This is a genomic window from Mucilaginibacter lappiensis (genome assembly GCF_050433765.1).
Classification (GTDB): domain Bacteria; phylum Bacteroidota; class Bacteroidia; order Sphingobacteriales; family Sphingobacteriaceae; genus Mucilaginibacter; species Mucilaginibacter lappiensis_A.
Genome location: NZ_JBNPWP010000010.1, coordinates 193,016 through 212,659, shown reverse-complemented (window position 1 = coordinate 212,659; position 19,644 = coordinate 193,016). Strand labels below are relative to the sequence as shown.

The following is a 19,644-nucleotide window of genomic DNA, read 5'->3' as shown; positions in this document are numbered from 1 at the left end:
CTATCCGCATGATCAAACTTAGTTATTATTGAAATTTAAAACCAACTCCCAAACTGAAGATATTGGCTTTCTGCCCAAGCTCCTTGTTAAACTTACTTAAACCTAAACTATAGCGGGCATCAAAAGTTAAGCTGCCAATGTCAACGCCCGCATTAATAACACCACCCGCGGTGAAGTCTTTATATTTAAAACCTCCGGGAGCTACTGGCTTTTTAAGGCTGTAATACAGATCAGGTCCGGCTGAAACACGGAAGTTCAGGTCGGATGTATTTATTAATTTGTACCCAACCATTAAAGGCAGGTTCAGTTGCCTGAATTTGGCTTCGTACGAGTTGGAGTTAAAACGGTATTTGTCGCTAAAGGTAACGTAGTTAAGCTCCGGCTGAAAGAAAAGGTCTTTACCTACCCTGGCAAATACGCCCGCGTTAAACCCTATTTTGCCAGATTTATCGGTAACCGCATTCAAGCCCGTTTTCAAGGTCGAAAAGTTAACACCCGCCTTAATACCAAACTCAGGATCTGAGGATTGGGCTTTTACTGAACTAAGCCCCAGCGTAAATAAGATGGCCGTGGTAAAGAGTTTAATTGATTTCATTTTTTGGTTTTTGTTTGTGATTGTTTTCATTTGATGATATTTATTGTTCTGTGCTTATGACACGCCGGGTAAACTTTACCCTGATTGGTTTTTAAAAAATAATGAATGGTGATTTGTACGCTCGATTAAAAAAGCACCTGTATACCCGCGTTATAACCAAAATAAAATCCATACAGGTCGCGTCCGTTATTTCGGGTCCAGCTTGAAATATATTTTTTGGTGAGTTTCCTGCCCTCTTCGGTATCGGTGTTGATATAATTAATGGATGGACCACCAAATATTTCAATTGATGGCGTGATACGGAATGCCGGTATTAATCTGAACGACGATTTGGAATAGTTTTCCTCACCTTTAAGGCTTTCCAGGCCGCCGCCCACCAGCTCGGCATTTAAACGGAACGATTGAATCTTGAGCACATGGGCGCCTATACCGGCCTCATAAGCGTATTTTTCTCTTTTATTATTGAAGTTATAGCCAATGCCGATGATGCCATACAGTGTTTTACCTCCTGAACGAAAGGCCAGTATGGTGGTCTGGTTTTCGTCGATAGTGGCGCTGATACCTTTTTCGCCGTTTTTGGCAATGTTGATAATACCCACCTGGGTGCCCGCGCTATCGGCAATATTGATAAAGCCGATCTGGCTGCCTTTTACTTTTTTGGCAACGTTCATAAAACCTGCTATCTGCACGCCTTTTACATTGCTGGCAATATTTAAAAACCCGGCTATCTGTAAAGAAGATACATTACCACCTTTATTCAGGAACCCGGCTATTTGGGCGCCGCTGCTGCTCCGCGCTATATTGGCAAACCCAGCAACAGCCACGCTATTACCACTGCCGTAAGTATTTAAAAAGCCGGCAAACATGGTGCCCCCGGCATTACCGCCAATATGGTTCGAAAAGCCTGCAACCTGCAAACCCCTGGTATCATGATGCACAATGTTTGAAAAACCTGCAAGGCTAACCCCGCGTTCCGCCGCGGATACCCCGGCTATCAGATTTAACGAAAAACTATTGGTATCTCTTGGAGCTTGCGTTCCGTTGCTGCTCAGGGGATAAACCAGGCCGATATTTGTTCTGGCCCGGTCACTTTGAGCGTAACTATTGGTACTGGCAAACACTATTAAAAAAAATGTCCAGATTTTTAAAATAGTTAATAAGATGCTGTCTTTGTACAGATTAAAATTCATATGTATATTATTTATCGTGTATTTGCAGCTATGACACGCTATATGAACTTTACCCTGACTCTGTTTTTTAATTTTTTAAATTGACTATCTTATCTTTGATAATATTGACGAATATTCAATGGGCAATTTACTTATCAAACGCATATATGACCCAGCTGATAAAGCTGACGGGCTAAGGATCCTGGTTGATCGTTTATGGCCCCGCGGGATGACCAAAGAACGCGCGCAAATAGACAGGTGGATGAAAGAAGTGGCTCCATCAACCGCGTTACGCCAATCATTTCATAAAAACCCGCAAAACTGGCCCGGCTTTGAACATGATTATATAGCCGAATTACAGCAACAAGAAAGCGTTAAAGAATTGGCCGAACTAATACAAAAACATGAAACCGTTACCTTATTGTATGCGGCCAACAATGAGCAACAAAACCATGCTATAGTTCTGCGGCATTTTTTGCAATCCTCATTAGAGAAATGAGCTTTTTTAAAACATACATTGAATTTACCCTGCTATACGATGGCGAAACCTACAGAGTGAAAACTTTTGAAGGCGAATATGACGATCTGCGGGAGTTGATCAATGATCATGTACAACCGCCAAATTTCGGCAGATGCGATGGAATGGGCCGTTGTGCCACCTGCATGGTAGCACAACAATATGATAACCCATTAATTAAATCCGAAATAAATCTATCCTGCCAGCTAACTATCAATGATGATCTGGCGAACAAAGTGTTAAAGATATTGCCATATACAATATAGTTTATTATTCTGCCAGGATAGCTTGACATTCTGAGTATTAAAATTTGGAAAACATTGAAAGTAGAATAACCTGCTTATCCACGCCCCGTCGGGGCATCGTGTTTATAGCCATTAGGAAGTGAATTATCAGCTCCGTAGGAGCTTCCTGCTTAAGCTCAATAACGTTATAGGAAGCTCCTATGGAGCTAACGCTTGGTATTGTTATTCTATAAACACGATACCCCGATGGGGTGTACTGTTCACTGTAACTTTCTTCCAGGACGATACACCCAAAACAAATACACCATGCAGAGTGTAACAAAGAACTTGCTCTTGACATAATGAAAAATCTATAGCAAGGTGTATGTATCTGCTAATAGGTCTCCCTCGTTCCTTACTGGCAGGCAGGCTACCCATGACAAATTTGACGTAAAAGTTAGCTACTTAGTAGCTGTATTTACACTAACTGTTTTCCTGCCTCTCACCAGCATTTTCATCCGCTGGCGTTTTAAGGAGATTTTTACATACGGGTGCTGGGTTTTATCAGCATCAATTTTAAAGGCCGATATAATATCGCGGTAAGATAAGATGCCTATTACCTTATGATCTGTTGGTGACAACACGGGCAGCACCTCCACTTCTGTTTTCGACATGGTTTCCATCGCATAACGCAGTGTGTCCGTACTGTTAACGGACGAACTGATCTCCTTTTTAAGCATTTCCTGCAATGATGCTTCAGGATCAAACTCGCTGCTATAAATATCCGTTAACTTTAAGGTGCCGCTAAACTCGCCATCGTTATTAACCATAATAAAATAGTTATCCGTGATGCTGTTGGCATTAACCCAACTTCTTACATCGGCTATGCTATTGTTCACATTGATCACGGTACCTTCATCACTGATCACTTGCGAAACATGCATCTTTTGTAAAACATCCGGCTCAAATGAGTCGGGTGTAAAAATTCCGCGACGGGCAATCTTTTCAGTCATGATGGTGTTTTCCATCAGGAAGAACGAAACCATATAAGCGGCCGTACAAGCACCCAATAATGGCAGCAAGGCATGTGATTGCATAGTGGCCTCCAATGCAAAAGTAATACTGGTTAAATACGCCCTCGATGCCCCTGCAAACATAGCCGACATACCAATCAGCGCGGCCATAGGTATACTGACCCCTGAATTTGGAAACAGTATTAATGTAATAGAGCCAATAATTGCACCGGCTGCCCCCCCTATGGTTAATAAGGGAGCCAATGTTCCGCCGGATGTTCCACTGCCTAAAGCAATGGCCCATGACATAAACTTACAAAGGCATAAGGTGCAGATAAGCGTTAAAGGCCACCGGCCCGATAGTATACCCGTTATATTATCATACCCTACGCCGAGCGTATGCGGTGCAAAAAAACCAATAACACCAACTGCCAAACCACCAATTGCGGGCCACCAGATCCAGTGAATAGGTAATTCCTCAAAAAGATCCTCAATAACATATACTATTTTGGTTACGCCGAGGGATAAAAACCCAATGATAATACCCATGAAGCTATAAATGCCCAAAGCCAGGTTTGATGGTGTAAGCAAATCAGGCATAGGAAAAACCGGACCAGCCTCAAACAGTAAATGATGCCCTGCCGCGCCTGTGATACAAGCCAACGCAACCGGCAGAATAGATTTGGGCGAAAATTCAAACAGCAGCAGTTCAATAGCCAAAAATACCGCGGCTATAGGCGTACCAAAAATAGCCGACATACCCGCTGTGGCCCCGGCGGCTAAAATGATCTTGCGCTCATTAGCCGTTATTTTAAATAACTGTCCTAATGTGGAACCTAATGCACCTCCTGTTGCTATGATTGGCCCTTCGGCACCAAATGGGCCGCCAGTACCAATGGCTATGGCCGACGATATGGGTTTTAAAAAAGTGATGGATGGTTTAATATTACTTTCGTTAACCAGTATTTGCTCCATAGCCTCGGGAATCCCATGCCCACGTATAGCTTTGGAACCATAAAAAGCCATGATACCAACTAAAATCCCCCCTATTGCAGGGATAATAATAACCCATACACCTAAATGATTATTTGCCGGTGAATGAAAGCCAAATGCAAATGAGCCGTAAAAAGAAATATTGGTAACCAGGTTGATGAGATAAATTAAAATTTTAGCGATAATGCTTATAGCCACGGCTACCGCTACCGACAAACAGGAGATAACTATCAGCCTCTTTTTTAAAAAAATACTGTTTCTGGAATTACCGGGTGGCGTTTCCATATTATTTAATGATGGCGAGATAGGGATACCTATTTTATTTATTGTTTTTTTCATTTTTTCTTACTGGCTATTTTATTGTTTCTGCCAGCTTTTGAGTTGCAAAATTAAGATTTAATTATAATAAATATTGCACAAACAATATAATTAATCATTAATTTTACGTTAAACATCAAAATATATTACACAAACAACAAATTACACCCATTAACTGCAATGCGTACCTTTCATACTTCCTTATGTAGATCGGGGTTAAATAATTAATATTGCATACCTGCAGGCAACTGAACATTTATGACAAAAACCACCCACACTTGCGATTTAAACACTTGTTTTTTGTGCAAAAATTGCCTGAAAGACTGGCTACCCGCCATAAGTGCCAACCGGGAAAATTTTATACTTAAAAAAGGGCAACAGCTATTTAAAGAAGGTGATGACGTTACCGGCATATACTTTATGTACAAGGGTGTTGTAAAAGTTCATAAGCAATGGGACCAGGAAAAAGACCTCATACTGAGATTTGCTAAACAGGGCGACATTTTAGGCCATTTAGGTTTGGGCGATATTTCAACCTATCCTGTTTCGGCAACAGCGGTGGAGCCGGGGATGGTTTGTTATGTTAAAATGGATTTCTTTGAATCGTCATTAAATGTAAACAGCCAGTTCACCTATAAACTCATGAAGTTTTTTGCGAATGAATTGCAGGAGTCGGAAAAAAGGATGCGCAACCTGGCTCACATGCCGGTAAAAGAACGGATAGCCCAGGCCCTGTTATCGCTCCGCAACCAGTTTGGGTTAAATGCCGATGGTTATGTTGATATTGAACTAACCCGGCAGGATATATCATCATACGCGAGTGTGGTGTACGAAACCTTTTTTAAAGTAACACAGGAGTTTATTCAAAACAACCTGATATCGCTTGACGGTAAAAGTTTTAAGTTGTTGAATGAGGATGCATTGAAAGAAATAACCCTAAGCCGGAAAAAATAAAAGTGGGTTGCTTTTTAACCTTTCTGCATTAGCCTTTTTCAAACATCACATTCAATTAATGTTTAAATTGCAGCCGGAGGTACAAATTGAGCAAGTACAGCAAATTAAAACGTTATCATAATTTTTTAAAATTCCAACGGGATTTCAGGGCGAACAGCGTCCGTAAAATGCGGAGTTATGAGATCATCCTGCTTTGGGTGCGCAATAATCTTTCACACAGTCATTTTTTGATACTGTCAGGTATCCTTGTTGGCTGTACGGCAGGCTTGGCCGGCGTAGTTTTAAAAATGCTGGTGCATTATATCCATTACCTTATCACCTCCAAATTCCAGTTCGAGCAGCAAATCGTTTTTTATGTGGTATTCCCGTTATTGGGTATTGTACTTACCACACTGGTAGTACTATACATATATAAAGGGAACGACCGCAAGGGTATCCCTGCCATATTGTATGAAATTGCGCAAAACTCCAGCCTGGTATCACCGGTAAAAATGTACTCGCAAATTGTACAGAGCGCCATTACGGTCGGTTTGGGTGGGTCAGCCGGTTTAGAGAGCCCTATAGCAGTAACCGGATCGGCCATTGGCTCCAACTTTGCCAAAACTTATAAGTTAGATTATAAAGACCGCACCCTTTTACTCGCCGCAGGTGCTACAGCAGGTATCGCATCGGCCTTTAACGCCCCCATCGCGGGTATGATGTTCGCCTTTGAGATCTTGCTCACCGGGGTTGTATTTACAGATTTTATTCCGCTGGTTGTTGCCGCAGTTTGTGGCAGCTTGGTATCAAGGATCATTCTTAACGAAGAAGCACTGTTTCAATTTACTACACGCGCCCCTTTTAACTATAAAAACATTCCCTTTTATATTGTGCTGGGCATTGCCTGTGGTTTATATGCCCGATATTTTGTAGTCATATCGCAATGGGTTGAGCACCAGTTTAAACACTCAAAAAGAAGTCGCCTGCAAAAAGCACTAATAGCGGGAGCGCTGCTTTCCTTACTATGTGTACTATTCCCACCATTATTTGGCGAGGGATATTCCACCATTAAGGTACTGGCCACCGGGCAAATAGAATCGGTTGTAGCGGTTAGCTTTTTTAAATATTTCGCCTTTCACCAGTGGTTTATTTTATTGTTTTTAGGATTCATTTGCATTTTAAAAGCCTTTGCTACATCAATTACCATTTATGGTGGCGGTAATGGCGGTAATTTTGCCCCGGCATTGTTTTCGGGCGGAACTTTGGGCTATTTTATCGCTGTGCTGTGCACCCAGTTGGGTATCCCGAACGTGCCAACCACCAACATGGTGATCGTGGGGATGGCTGGTGTAATGAGCGGTGTATTATATGCGCCATTAACAGCCATATTCCTGATCGCGGAATCAAGCTCGGGGTACGATCTTTTTATACCACTCATGATCGTTTCTGTAACATCATTCCTGATAGCCAAACGTTTCTCGGCTATATCTCCTGATCTGAAATTGCTGGCCCAGGAAGGCAAGATCTTTACCCGTGAGCATGATCAGAACTTGCTCTCATTGTTAAACACTCCCGATCTGATCGATAAGGATATGCAGGAGATCAACATATACGCCACATTTAATGAACTGATAGAATTAATCAGCAAAGGGAAGAAAAATTTCATCGCAGTAACCAATGATGAGCATGTGCTGGAAGGCATTATCCTGCTTGATGATATCAGACCGGTAATGTTCAATAAGGAACTGTACGATGAACTAAGCGTTCAAAAAGTAATGGTTACCCCTACGGCCATTATTGATATTAACGACGATGTACGTGAGATTGTTAAGAAATTTGATGAAACCAATACCTGGAACCTGCCCGTAGTTGATGGGCATAAATTTGTTGGCTTTATATCAAAATCGAGCGTATTAAACCAATACCGCCAGTTATTGAAGGAATATTCAGGCTAAACTCAATTAAGTTGCTTACTTAGTAAGGGATTTGGATAATTATCGCTTTGATCTTCGGCTACATTATCCAAACACTTAAAATCTTTTTCAACTAATAAATAAAGTGGGCCGTTGGTTTCCTCAAATCCCACCTTTTCTGTGGTCGCCCAGTTTTTGGCCATTAACTCTGGCATAAAAAGGGTTATTTTATGGTTATCAAAACTGGCCGATAACTGATCTGAGCTACCACGCTGTAAAGCGTAGGTTAATACACCGCTGCCAAAAACAGTTACTTCTTCTAAATAGCCCTCTTTAGCAAAGCGTTCAACATCACTTTTGGTAAGGCGATATCGTAATGAGTTTCCTTTGATCCTGATTTTCATATCTATATAATATAGTGTGTAATTAAGCAGATAAACCGGCAACCTCACCTATAATAATAATAGCCGGATAAGTTAACTGATGTTTAGCAGCCATTTCGGGCAGATCCTTAACCAGTCCCTTAACCGCTTTTTGATGAGGCAACGAGGCATGCTGAATAATTGCCGCCGGTGTTTGCCCTCTACCCTCAGCTACATAAGTTTGGGTAATGGAATCAATTTGTTTCATGCCCATATAAATTACCACAGTGGCATTACTTTGCATAGCCAGCTTCAGGTCGGCAGATAGGGTGCCGTCCTTTTTAGTGCCGGTTATGATCCATATACCTTCGCTCATGGCCCGGTGGGTTAGCGGGATATCCAGAAAACCTGAAGCCTGCATACTGCTGATGCCTGGTATAAAATGGGTTTTAATACCTTGCTCCCGCGCATACATAATTTCTTCAAAGCCCCGGCCAAAAATAAAAGGGTCTCCCCCTTTAAGGCGTACTACACTGCCTTTGGTAAAAGCATAATGCTTTATCATTTCATGAATGGTTTCCTGCGGGGTATAACTACCATAAGGATGCTTGCCAACATAAATTTTTTCGCAGTCGGCTTTTGCAATATCGAGTAATGCCTTGTTAGCCAGGTTATCATATAATATAACATTAGCCTGCTGCAAAATTTTATATCCTTTCACGGTTATTAATTCCGGGTCGCCGGGACCGGCGCCTAAAACAAACAATTCAGGAAATGGAGTTTTATTTTCCATATATCTATTAAAAAATTCTAAAAATCTTAATTACCACCAATTATAATCAATTTTCAACACATTAAAATCATACACATCATAAAAAAATGCAAATTTTCGCACTTATACATCGTAATTTATTACCAATATCATAAAAATTACTAAAAATTTAAATTTTATCACTTCAAAATATTGAAATAATGATTTAATTAGTTATTATTGTTACCATAATGCTTTAAGGTCGCAACTAAAATGCATTATAAATACAGTTTTTGCTTTAACATTTAAAAAATTAGGATATGTTTCAACCAACCATCGTAGTTGTTGGCAATGGAATGGTAGGTTATAAGTTTTGCGAAAAACTGATAGCCAAATCATCACATTTCAATATCATTGTTTTTGGCGAAGAATCCCTCATGGCTTATGACAGGGTTCACCTCAGCGAATATTTTAACGGCAAGTCCGCAAACGACCTATCGCTCTCAACTGCTTCATGGTACACCGACAACGGCATAAAGTTACATCTTAATGATCCCGTTCAGGAAATAAACCGTTCCGAAAAAACAGTTCATTCACTAAAAGGACTTACCATACAATACGATTACCTGGTACTGGCTACCGGATCATCGGCTTTTGTACCTGATATTCCGGGCGTTGAAAAAGAAGGTGTATTTGTTTACCGCACCATTGATGACCTCGACCTGATCAAAGCCTACGCTGCCAATGCCAAAGTTGGTGCCGTAATGGGGGGCGGCCTTTTGGGGCTTGAAGCCGCGAAAGCATTAATAGACCTGGGCATACAGGAAACACACGTTATTGAATTTGCACCCCGGCTAATGCCCCGGCAAATAGATTCCGCGGGCAGCGGTATGTTACTATCCAAATTAAAAAGTCTTGGATTAAACATCCACCTTAATAAAAGCACATCAGCTTTTGTTGGCGAACACAAAATTGAAGCCCTGCGTTTTAATGACGACACCAGCCTGAATATCGACATGATGGTCATATCCGCAGGTATCCGCCCGCGCGATGAACTGGCAAAACTGGCCGGGCTACACACTGGCACCCGGGGCGGTATAATAGTAAATGAAAGAATGCAAACCAGCGATGAGTGCATTTTTGCCATTGGCGAGTGCGCCCTTTACGAGGGTATGATATATGGCCTTGTAGCCCCCGGCTACGAAATGGCCGACATTGTAGCATCTTACTTAACCGGAGGCGAGAAAGGCTTTTATGGTTACGACATGAGCACCAAGCTTAAACTGATTGGTGTTGATGTGGCCAGCTTTGGCGATGCCTTTATTACAGAGCCCGATTGCCGTACTATTGTATTTGAAGATACCCACAAAGGCGTGTACAAACGTATCAACATCAGCAATGATGGCAAATACCTGCTTGGCGGTATTTTAATTGGCGATGCCGATGCCTATAACATGCTGCTGCAAACAGTTAATAACAAAATCACATTACCTCCAAACCCCGAAGACCTGATATTAGGCTCAAGAGGCGGCGAGGCCAGCGAAGGCGCCGGTGTAATGAACCTGCCCGATGAGGCATTGATCTGTTCATGCGAGGCAGTGAGCAAGTCTACAATATGTTCGGCGGTTAATGATGGCGCTTGCAATATTGATGGAATAAAAAAATGCACTAAGGCCGGTACCGGTTGCGGCGGTTGTGTTCCATTGGTTAAAGACCTGATAGCAGGCACCATGAAAGCCAACGGCCAATACGTCAAAAATGTAATCTGCGAGCATTTTGAATACTCCAGACAAGAACTGTTTGACCTGGTAAAAATAAATAAGGTTAAAAACTACGACCTGGTGCTTGACCATTTTGGCAAAGGCGATGGCTGCGAGGTTTGCAAACCGGCTGTAGCCAGCATCCTATCGAGCCTTTGGAATGATGTAATTGTAAAACAGGATACCATACAGGATAGCAACGACCGCTACCTGGCCAACATACAAAAAGGTGGCACTTACTCTGTTGTGCCGCGAATTCCAGGTGGTGAGATCACTCCTGATAAATTAATAACAATAGGACAGGTAGCCAAGAAATACGGATTATACACTAAAATAACCGGCGGTCAACGTATTGACATGTTCGGTGCACACGTAAATGACCTGCCCGAAATTTGGGAAGAATTGATAGATGCCGGTTTCGAAAGCGGGCACGCCTATGGCAAAGCCTTGCGGACTGTTAAAAGCTGCGTGGGCAGCACCTGGTGCCGATTTGGTCTACACGATAGTGTATCATTTGCTATTGAAATTGAAGAACGGTACAAAGGGATCCGTGCTCCGCATAAAATAAAAGGAGGCGTAAGTGGCTGTATCCGCGAATGCGCCGAGGCACAATCAAAAGACTTTGGCATTATAGCTACCGAAAAAGGCTGGAACCTGTACGTTTGCGGCAATGGTGGCTCAAAACCACAACATGCCCAATTGCTGGCTACCGATGTTGACAACGCGACCTGCATTAAATACATCGACAGGTTCCTGATGTTCTACATTAAAACTGCCGACCCGTTAACCCGTACCGCCACCTGGCTCAATAAAATGGAAGGCGGCATGAGCTATCTGAAAAACGTAGTTATTAACGATAGCCTGGGCATTGCCGAAAAACTTGACGAGGAAATGCAGCAACTGGTTGACACTTACCATTGCGAATGGAAAGAGGTGGTAGAAAACCCCAACCTGCGCAAACGCTTTGCCCACTTTGTTAACGCACCCGAAGAAAAAGATCCTTCGGTAAAATTTGAAGCTATGCGCGAGCAGGTAAAAGCACAATGGTAAAAAGCTATTAATTATATCGAAATAAACATTAAAACTTCCGGTCTTTCGGACTAAAAAAACATAAACATGGAAACAGTAGCAGATATTCAATGGATTTTAGCTTGTTATACTGATGACGTGCCCGAAAACGGTGGCGCCTGCGTAAAACATGGTAATGAACAAATAGCATTATTCAATTTTTCGCGCCGGGGCGAGTGGTATGCCACGCAAAATCTTTGTCCGCATAAACAGCAAATGGTGCTTTCGCGCGGCATGATAGGGAGCACCGGCGAAGATTGCACGCCCAAAGTGGCCTGTCCATTCCACAAAAAAGCATTCTCGCTCATTAGCGGCGAGTGCCTGGATGATGAAAGCTATCAAATAAAAACCTACCCAGTAAAAGTTACCGATGGTAAGGTTTATATAGGGGTTGCTTAATTATGGCAGTTTGAATTTACGGAAAGAAAGCATCCTGGGCCATTTTTGAAAGTTCTTCATGATTAGTAATGCTGATGCTTTTTCCTGATAAACTGATTAGTTTTTCGCTCACCAGTTCATTCATCATCCGGAAAACGGTTTCATAAGTGGCCCCTGCATAGGATGCCAGATCCTGCCGGCTCAGATCTATATTAATAAAACCATCGGCAGTTGCACCAAATTGATTTTGGAGGGAGATCAACGCTTCGGCAACACGGCCTTTAACCGACATGTGTGCCAGGTTTCGCATCTTCCGTTCAGACTGCTTTAGCTCTTCCATAAAAAACAGGAGCAACTGGTGCGTAAAATCAGGATTAACCTTTAATGAAGCTTCAAAAAATGCCACATCTACATAACAAACCACCGTTGGTTCCAGCGCTGCTGCAGATATTGGATAGGTACTGCCAATACCCAAACCCCGGTGACCAAAAATTGAACCTTGTTTTGCAAAACGAACAATGAGCTCCTTATCCTTATCCCATTTTTTATAAACTTTTACATTACCCGAGTAAACAAAGTAGATTCCCGTCACTGGATCACCTTCTTTAAAAATCACTTCGCCTTTTTTTACTTTATAATTTGTTTTATGAGCCAAAATTGCCGGCTGCCACTCATTCAAGCAGTTTCTACACAAAAAACAGCTCTTAGTATCACAAATATTTTGACTTTTTTTCATTAACAGTATTTTACTCTACACAAATAACAGAATTTGCAATATTAATTAATAAATACTACAAATCAAGCGCACCAATAACATGATAAATGTCACAATTTGTAACATTTTTATAAAATAATCGAAATTAAATCAAAAAATCGATTTTAAAATCATCATTATTAGAATTTATGACAATTAAAATGAACAAAAACTAAATTTTATATTATAAATATGTTATTTAATCAGTTTATATGAAGTATAAAATTAATAATTTGATAAAAAAATTGATTTTTATGATTTAAATCATAAAAATACCAAAATAAACTTACAATTATTGTTAAACTATACCAATTTGGATATATTTATAACAATTAAAAGTCATTAACAAAGAAATAACAAAAATTAAATGCCTATGGATGCAAACATTTAAATACAGAACATAAAAAAGCCCTGCCGGGAGGTCGCATTCCCAGACAGGGTTAAACAGTTTTCATTGCTTTAACAAATAAAAAACTATTTCAAATGTACAAAAATGTATTAAACCAATACACTATTCCTGCCATTGCATTTATCCTTGTTTGTTTTTCCTGTTCGAATGTAAATGCACAGATCTCTTTTTCGGGACAGTTACGAACAAGGGGCGAGTTAAGGGATGGTTACGGTACCCTGCAAACTACAGGGTACAAAGATGCAGCGTTCATTTCCCAGCGAACGCGTTTAACACTTGATTACAGATCAAGTAAACTCATTTTTCACACCGCTATTCAGGATGTAAGGCTGTGGGGGCAGGATGCCTCTACAACAACTTCTGCTGATGGTAACAAATTAGGGCTGCACGAAGCCTGGGCCGAAATCATTTTATCCAACAAAAAAGACACTTCTTTTAAAAACTCACCCCTTGATTATTTTGCTGTTAAAATTGGCCGCCAGGAACTTGTTTATGATGATGAACGCCTGCTGGGTAATCTGGACTGGACACAACAGGCCCGCCGCCATGACGCCATCGTATTAAAAATGCTTCAAAACGGCTGGCAGCTTGACCTCGGTGCCGCATTCAACCAAAATTCCGACGCTATTAATTACAACGGCACTTATTATACACCGGCTAACGTGCCTGCTACGGTAAAAGATAGTAAAGGTAACCTTGTAAATACCCCCGCTGGTTTTATTCCGCTTATTAACGCTGCCGGCATTAGCGCTAAAAATGGCAGTCCGGCATACCTCAACCCTCCCGGCTCCAATGCATCTACCCAAAACTATAAGGCTTTTGAGTATTTATATGCAGCCAAAAAATTCAATAAAACAAAAATATCAGGCTTGTTCCTGGCCGATCAGTTTAGCAAGTATATACTTGATTCGGTTAAAAATACTTCGGGAGCCGATGTTGGATATGTATATGGTAAGCGTTTTAACCAAACCGGTGTAAATACTCGTTACACTACAGGTTTATTGATCAATCCGGCCTTTGGCGATAAAAACCAACTGGCATTAACCGGCGGCTTTTACTACCAGGGAGGTCATGACCGCGAGGGCTTATCATTAAGCGCTTATACCATTACCACATCTATAACTTATAAACCAAATACTTTAAGCTACGCCGCCGGCTGGGATTACCTGTCGGGCAATGATGCATTTTCCACTTCAAAAACCAACCATCGCTTTGACCCATTATATGGTACACCGCACAAATTTTGGGGATACATGGATTATTTTTACGCGGTAAGCGGCTCGCCAACGGGCGGTTTAAACAATCCTTATTTAAAAATAAAGTATGCATCGGCCAATAACCGCTTTACAACAGAGCTGGCTAATCACTATTTTTTATTAGCCCAAAACCAGAAAAACATTAATGGTCAAGCAGTAAGCAAATACCTCGGTACCGAGTTTGACCTTACTACCGGTTATAAGCTCAATAAATTTACTGGTATTGACCTCGGCCTGTCATACATGGCGGCTACCCGCAGCATGGAGTATGCCAAAAATATAACACCTGGCACTGCTAATTTAAAGCCGGTATGGGCTTACCTGCAGATCAACATAAAACCCGAATTTTTAAATAAATAACCCCTTACAATTAAAAATTTAGAACAATGAAAAATCAACTTACTAAACTTAATATATTTTCGGTAAAGGGTGTGCAAATGCGCACGTTCCACATCACCTGGCTCATGTTTTTTGTTTGTTTCTTCGGCTGGTTTGGCCTGGCACCATTGATGCCCACTATCCGTACCGAATTGCACTTAACAAAAGGCCAGGTAGGTAATATTATCATAGCGTCGGTATCGGCAACCATCATAGCCCGCCTTATTATAGGTAAGCTTTGCGATACCTGGGGACCACGCAAAACGGCTATCAGGTTATTGTTGGTAGGATCATTACCTGTATTCTTCGTGGGCCTGGCACATGATTATACCACCTTTCTATTATTCAGGCTGGCTATCGGTATTATCGGCGCATCATTTGTAATTACTCAATTTCATACGTCCATGATGTTTGCACCCAACTTAAAAGGTACAGCCAATGCGGTTACCGGTGGCTGGGGTAATTTAGGCGGCGGTGTAACCAATATGGTAATGCCTTTAATATTTGCAGCCATTGTGGGTTTTGGTTATACCAAAGCCGAAGCCTGGCGCTATGCCATGATCGTACCCGGTGTAATGATGTTGGTTATTGCTTTTTTATATTCAAAATACACTAAAGATACCCCCAACGGAAACTATGACGAGGTTGGCTATACCCAGGGCAAATCATCAAAAACCGATTGGAGCGTACTTGCCGACTGGCGCATTTGGGCTTTAACCCTGGCTTACGCTATGTGCTTTGGTATGGAGATCACTTTTGATAATGTGGCCTCACTTCATTTTGTTGATTCGTTCCATTTATCACAAAGCCAGGCTGGTTTTTGGGCCGGCATCTTTGGGTTCATGAATTTATTTGCTCGTGCTTTGGGTGGTATAGTATCTGATAAGGTTGGCAACAAATTTGGCATGCGAGGCAAAGGCTTATTGCTTGCCGGAGTGTTATTATTTGAAGGTTTAGGGTTGATATTATTCGCACAATCGGGTACGCTGTTGGCCGCCATTGTTTCTATGTTATCATTCGCGCTGTTCCTTAAAATGGCAAATGGCGCTACCTATGGTATAGTGCCGTTTGTAAACACCAAAAATGTGGGCCTGGTAAGCGGCATAGTTGGTGCCGGTGGTAATTTCGGAGGCATGCTGTTCGGCTTCCTGTTCAAGTCCGATTCCATTACTTATGTGCAGGCATTCACTTATATAGGATATACCGTTATCGCGGTAGCATTAATAGTTTTTATTACCCGTTTTTACAAACAATCGGTTCCCAGTACAGAAACTGACCCTGTAATAGCAGGCAGCATGGCATAATTTACAATGAGCGTAAAAGCATCAACATCTAAAAACAGGTTAACCGCCAATGCCGTAACCTCCACCTGCTGTTATTGCGGGGTGGGTTGCGGCGTTGTGGTGAACAAAGAAAAGAATGGCACTATTACGCTGCAGGGTGATGCAGCGCACCCTGTAAATAAAGGGATGCTTTGCAGCAAGGGACTTAACCTGCATTATACCGTAAATGATAAAAGCGACAGGCTGCTTTATCCGCAGATGCGGTACAACAAAAGTATGCCCATGCAACAGGTAAGCTGGGATGAGGCCCTGGACCGCACTGCCGCTGTTTTTAAAACTTTTATTGATAAATACGGACCAGATTCCGTAGCCTTTTATGCCTCAGGACAGTGCTTAACCGAAGAATACTATGTGGTTAACAAATTAATGAAAGGATTTATCGGCAGTAATAATATCGATACCAATTCGCGTTTGTGCATGAGCAGCGCAGTGGCTGCTTATAAAATAGCCCTGGGCGAGGATAGCGTTCCGCTTTGTTATGATGATATTGAACTGGCCGATTGCTTTTATATTATGGGTGGTAACCCGGCCTGGTGCCACCCTATTTTATGGAGAAGGGTTGAGGCGCACAAAGCGGCTAACCCCAATGCAAAGATCATTGTGGTTGATCCGCGGGTTACGGATACCTGTGCCATTGCCGATCTGCATTTACAGATCAATCCGGGTACCGATATTACCCTTAACCATGCCATAGGCAGGTTATTGATAGAGAACGGCGACATCGACATTGATTTTATTAATAACCATGCCGAAGGCTTTGAGCAGTACAGCACCATTGTTTTTGAAAGAACATTATCCGAAGCAGCCCATATTTGCGGGCTGCGCGAAGCCGACATCCGCCTGGCGGCAAAATATATTGGCGAGGCAAAAGGGTTTATTACTATGTGGACCATGGGCCTTAACCAAAGCGCTATTGGTGTAAACAAAAACCTGAGCCTCCTTAATTTAAATCTCATTACCGGGCATATCGGAAAGCCCGGCTCGGGCCCGTTATCATTAACAGGTCAACCCAATGCCATGGGCGGCAGAGAAGTTGGTGGGCTGTCAAATATGCTCCCAGCCCATCGCAACCTGGCCAATCCCCTGCACCGGGAAGAAGTACAAAAATTTTGGGGCGGTACAACTATACAACCCAAGCCCGGCTTAACGGCTACTGAAATGTTCGAGGCTTTGAACGATGGCCGCTTAAAAGCCATCTGGATCATGTGCACCAACCCATTGACCAGTCTGCCTAATGTGCGCCTGGCCGAAGAAGCTTTAAAGAAAGCCAAGTTTGTAGTAGTACAGGAGATCAGTAACAAACCCGAAACTTTGGCTTATGCCGATGTGATATTCCCCGCCGCTGCCTGGGCCGAAAAGGAAGGCACCATGACCAATTCCGAACGCCGCATCAGCTACTTAAATAAGATCCTGGAACCGCCGGGCGAGGCCTTGCCCGATGCCGAGATCATTTGCCGTTTTGCCCGTAAAATGGGTTACAAAGGTTTCGATTTTGAAAATCCGGCTGCTATTTACGCGGAGCATGTAAAACTCACCGCCAAAACCAATATTGATATCAGCGGATTGAGCTATGCTGTTTTAAAGGAGCAAAAAACGGTACAATGGCCCTATAAAAAGAAAAGTCCGCCAAAAGGCACACCCCGTTTATTTACGGATAAGATATTTTATACCCCATCAACAAAAGCGGTGATCAGTCCGGTTGCGGATACCTTAACCAGCGAGATGCCCGATGACGAATTTCCATTCATATTAACCACCGGCCGCATCCGCGATCAGTGGCATACTATGAGCAAAACGGGTAAGGTGAACAAGCTTAACCAGCATTATAAACAAGCTTTTTTAGAGATCCATCCTAATGATGCTGCCACATTGCAACTCAAAGAAGGCGATATCACCGTTATAACATCACGCAGAGGTGAAGTAAGGGTGCAAGCCAAATTAACTACTCAAATAAAACAGGGTGTGGTGTTTTTACCTATGCACTGGGGCAAAATTTTAAATAATGATCTTAATCGGGCTAATAATCTGACCAGCGATAGGGTTGACCCTATATCAAAAGAACCTGATTTTAAATACTGTGCCGTTAGTCTGCAAAAATACAAAAAGCCATTTCAGCGTATTGTGGTAGTTGGCGCAGGTGCAGGTGCGTATGGCTTTGTAAAATCGTACCGGGAACTGAACCCCGATGATGAGATTACCATATTCAGTAAAGAGAATCATCCTTTTTATAACCGTGTCATGCTGCCCGACTACATTAGCGGCGAACAAACATGGGAGCAACTGGTAAAAATGAAGGACTCGGAAGAGCCGGCCTACAAGATCAGGATGCTGCGGGGTGTAAGTATTGAAAAAATTGACCGGGCTAACAAGCAGGTTACCGACTCACGGGGAGTTAAAACACCTTATGATATTCTGCTATTAGCCACTGGCAGCCGGGCATCGGTACCCAAAAATGTACCATCGTTACCGGGCATATTCACCATGCGCAGCCGTAACGATGCCGATAGTTTTATTAAGCATGTACCGCAGGGTGGTCATGTTGTAATTGTTGGCGGTGGTTTACTGGGTTTGGAGATGGCTGCTTCGTTGCGAGAAATTGGCATCAGGATCACTATTGTACAGCGTGTATCGCGCTTTTTAAACCGACAGTTGGATGTGCTGGGCAGTCAGCTACTGGCAGAAGAAATGGCTGATCAGGGTTGTGATATTTATTATGACGATGAGGTGCAGCTGTTCTACGGCCGGTCTAAGTTAACAGGGGTTGGTTTAAAGAGCGGGAACAAAATAGACTGTGATGCCATGATATTGGCCATTGGCACTACGCCCAACCTGGAGATAGCTAAAGATTGCGGGCTGGATTGCAAACGCGGTGTTATTGTAAATGAACGCATGCAAACCAGCGATCCTGACATATATGCCATTGGCGAAATTGCCGAGTTTGAAGGCACTATGTATGGTATTACCGCCGCAGCCGAACAGCAAGCAGAGGTAATGGCCAAATACATGAACGGTGATATTGCCAGCTATTATAAGGGCACGCTGTTTATGAACATCATTAAAATTCATGGGTTTGACCTTTGCAGCATTGGCTTGTCTGAATGCCCGGACAATCAAAACTATGAGGAAATTGTGTTTATTGACAAGGCCAAGCGTTACTATAAAAAATGTATTATTCACGATGACAGGTTGGTTGGCACTATATTAATAGGCGATAAAAGTGAGTTCCTGGAATTTAAGGAACTGATAGCCAATAAAACTGAACTGAGCGAAAAACGCATCCAACTGTTACGCAGCGGCAACAAGGCCGAACCTGTATTGGGCAAACTGGTTTGCAGTTGTAATAATGTAGGCAGCGAAAACATCCAGAACAAAATTGCTTCGGGATGCGATAACCTGAAGGACCTGTGTAATAGCACGGGTGCGGGAACTGGCTGCGGGTCATGCCGGCCCGAAGTAAAACGTTTGCTGGAAGAGATGCTTAAAAGTGATGTTTTAGTAAAATAAGGAAAG

15 protein-coding genes are annotated in these 19,644 nt (G+C 42.3%); 9 read left to right on the top strand and 6 right to left on the bottom strand.

The window, feature by feature from the left end; translation table 11 throughout:
• Positions 1 to 25: 25 nt before the first annotated feature.
• Both M2273_RS24960 and M2273_RS24955 read right to left on the bottom strand, forming a co-directional pair.
• Positions 26 to 625, bottom strand: a complete 600-nt coding sequence (locus M2273_RS24960) for a porin family protein (RefSeq protein ID WP_429400494.1) — start codon at positions 623 to 625, stop codon at positions 26 to 28.
• A gap of 95 nt (positions 626 to 720) precedes the next feature.
• The gene (locus tag M2273_RS24955; RefSeq protein ID WP_429400493.1) at positions 721 to 1,785 is read right to left on the bottom strand and encodes a hypothetical protein; all 1,065 of its coding nucleotides are present in this window, start codon (positions 1,783 to 1,785) and stop codon (positions 721 to 723) included.
• A 118-nt stretch (positions 1,786 to 1,903) separates the two neighbouring features.
• Here M2273_RS24955 and M2273_RS24950 point away from each other — a divergent pair, with 118 nt between their 5' ends.
• Complete coding sequence (locus M2273_RS24950) at positions 1,904 to 2,263, top strand: DUF488 domain-containing protein (RefSeq protein ID WP_429400492.1); 360 nt, start codon at positions 1,904 to 1,906, stop codon at positions 2,261 to 2,263.
• On the top strand, positions 2,260 to 2,547 hold the full coding sequence (locus M2273_RS24945) for a hypothetical protein (RefSeq protein WP_429400491.1): 288 nt from the start codon (positions 2,260 to 2,262) through the stop codon (positions 2,545 to 2,547). The genes M2273_RS24950 and M2273_RS24945 overlap by 4 nt, the downstream gene beginning before the upstream one ends.
• Before the next feature lie 419 nt (positions 2,548 to 2,966).
• Here M2273_RS24945 and M2273_RS24940 read toward each other — a convergent pair whose 3' ends face one another.
• Positions 2,967 to 4,850 carry a chloride channel protein gene (locus M2273_RS24940; RefSeq protein WP_429400490.1) on the bottom strand — a complete coding sequence of 628 codons (1,884 nt, stop codon included), beginning with the start codon at positions 4,848 to 4,850 and terminating at the stop codon, positions 2,967 to 2,969.
• Between the two features lie 279 nt (positions 4,851 to 5,129).
• On the opposite strand from M2273_RS24940, the gene M2273_RS24935 reads away from it, so the two are divergent.
• Entirely contained in the window at positions 5,130 to 5,783 is a 654-nt protein-coding gene (locus M2273_RS24935) for a Crp/Fnr family transcriptional regulator (RefSeq protein WP_429400489.1), read from the top strand.
• 86 nt (positions 5,784 to 5,869) lie between these two features.
• Positions 5,870 to 7,717 (top strand): chloride channel protein, encoded by a 1,848-nt coding sequence (locus tag M2273_RS24930; protein WP_429400488.1) that lies wholly within the window; start codon positions 5,870 to 5,872, stop codon positions 7,715 to 7,717.
• Positions 7,718 to 7,719: 2 nt separating this feature from the next.
• Here M2273_RS24930 and M2273_RS24925 read toward each other — a convergent pair whose 3' ends face one another.
• Together M2273_RS24925 and cobA are read right to left on the bottom strand one after the other, a co-directional pair.
• Complete coding sequence (locus M2273_RS24925; RefSeq protein WP_429400487.1) at positions 7,720 to 8,079, bottom strand: DUF7009 family protein; 360 nt, start codon at positions 8,077 to 8,079, stop codon at positions 7,720 to 7,722.
• Positions 8,080 to 8,101: 22 nt separating this feature from the next.
• Positions 8,102 to 8,830: a uroporphyrinogen-III C-methyltransferase gene (gene cobA, locus M2273_RS24920; protein ID WP_429400486.1), complete on the bottom strand. Its 729-nt coding sequence runs from the start codon at positions 8,828 to 8,830 to the stop codon at positions 8,102 to 8,104.
• 278 nt (positions 8,831 to 9,108) lie between these two features.
• On the opposite strand from cobA, the gene nirB reads away from it, so the two are divergent.
• Together nirB and nirD are read left to right on the top strand one after the other, a co-directional pair.
• Positions 9,109 to 11,598: a nitrite reductase large subunit NirB gene (gene nirB, locus M2273_RS24915; protein WP_429400485.1), complete on the top strand. Its 2,490-nt coding sequence runs from the start codon at positions 9,109 to 9,111 to the stop codon at positions 11,596 to 11,598.
• A gap of 66 nt (positions 11,599 to 11,664) precedes the next feature.
• Complete coding sequence (gene nirD / locus M2273_RS24910) at positions 11,665 to 12,015, top strand: nitrite reductase small subunit NirD (RefSeq protein WP_429400484.1); 351 nt, start codon at positions 11,665 to 11,667, stop codon at positions 12,013 to 12,015.
• A gap of 16 nt (positions 12,016 to 12,031) precedes the next feature.
• On the opposite strand, the gene M2273_RS24905 is transcribed toward nirD, so the two are convergent.
• Positions 12,032 to 12,673, bottom strand: a complete 642-nt coding sequence (locus tag M2273_RS24905; RefSeq protein WP_429400483.1) for a Crp/Fnr family transcriptional regulator — start codon at positions 12,671 to 12,673, stop codon at positions 12,032 to 12,034.
• Positions 12,674 to 13,231: 558 nt separating this feature from the next.
• Between M2273_RS24905 and M2273_RS24900 the strand changes: the two genes are divergently transcribed.
• The 3 genes from M2273_RS24900 to M2273_RS24890 are packed head-to-tail and all read left to right on the top strand — an operon-like array spanning position 13,232 to position 19,638.
• Positions 13,232 to 14,773 carry an alginate export family protein gene (locus tag M2273_RS24900; RefSeq protein ID WP_429400482.1) on the top strand — a complete coding sequence of 514 codons (1,542 nt, stop codon included), beginning with the start codon at positions 13,232 to 13,234 and terminating at the stop codon, positions 14,771 to 14,773.
• 26 nt (positions 14,774 to 14,799) lie between these two features.
• A complete protein-coding gene (locus tag M2273_RS24895; protein ID WP_429400481.1) occupies positions 14,800 to 16,095 on the top strand; it encodes an MFS transporter in 1,296 nt (431 codons plus the stop codon).
• Between the two features lie 6 nt (positions 16,096 to 16,101).
• Entirely contained in the window at positions 16,102 to 19,638 is a 3,537-nt protein-coding gene (locus M2273_RS24890) for a molybdopterin-dependent oxidoreductase (protein ID WP_429400480.1), read from the top strand.
• The last annotated feature ends 6 nt before the right edge of the window (positions 19,639 to 19,644 follow it).

Coding starts and splice junctions, on each gene's coding strand:
- M2273_RS24960 (WP_429400494.1), bottom strand. CDS start 625: ATGAAAACAATCACAAACAAAAACCAAAAAATGAAATCAATTAAACTC.
- M2273_RS24955 (WP_429400493.1), bottom strand. CDS start 1,785: ATGAATTTTAATCTGTACAAAGACAGCATCTTATTAACTATTTTAAAA.
- M2273_RS24950 (WP_429400492.1), top strand. CDS start 1,904: ATGGGCAATTTACTTATCAAACGCATATATGACCCAGCTGATAAAGCT.
- M2273_RS24945 (WP_429400491.1), top strand. CDS start 2,260: ATGAGCTTTTTTAAAACATACATTGAATTTACCCTGCTATACGATGGC.
- M2273_RS24940 (WP_429400490.1), bottom strand. CDS start 4,850: ATGAAAAAAACAATAAATAAAATAGGTATCCCTATCTCGCCATCATTA.
- M2273_RS24925 (WP_429400487.1), bottom strand. CDS start 8,079: ATGAAAATCAGGATCAAAGGAAACTCATTACGATATCGCCTTACCAAA.
- cobA (WP_429400486.1), bottom strand. CDS start 8,830: ATGGAAAATAAAACTCCATTTCCTGAATTGTTTGTTTTAGGCGCCGGT.
- nirB (WP_429400485.1), top strand. CDS start 9,109: ATGTTTCAACCAACCATCGTAGTTGTTGGCAATGGAATGGTAGGTTAT.
- nirD (WP_429400484.1), top strand. CDS start 11,665: ATGGAAACAGTAGCAGATATTCAATGGATTTTAGCTTGTTATACTGAT.
- M2273_RS24900 (WP_429400482.1), top strand. CDS start 13,232: ATGTACAAAAATGTATTAAACCAATACACTATTCCTGCCATTGCATTT.
- M2273_RS24895 (WP_429400481.1), top strand. CDS start 14,800: ATGAAAAATCAACTTACTAAACTTAATATATTTTCGGTAAAGGGTGTG.
- M2273_RS24890 (WP_429400480.1), top strand. CDS start 16,102: ATGAGCGTAAAAGCATCAACATCTAAAAACAGGTTAACCGCCAATGCC.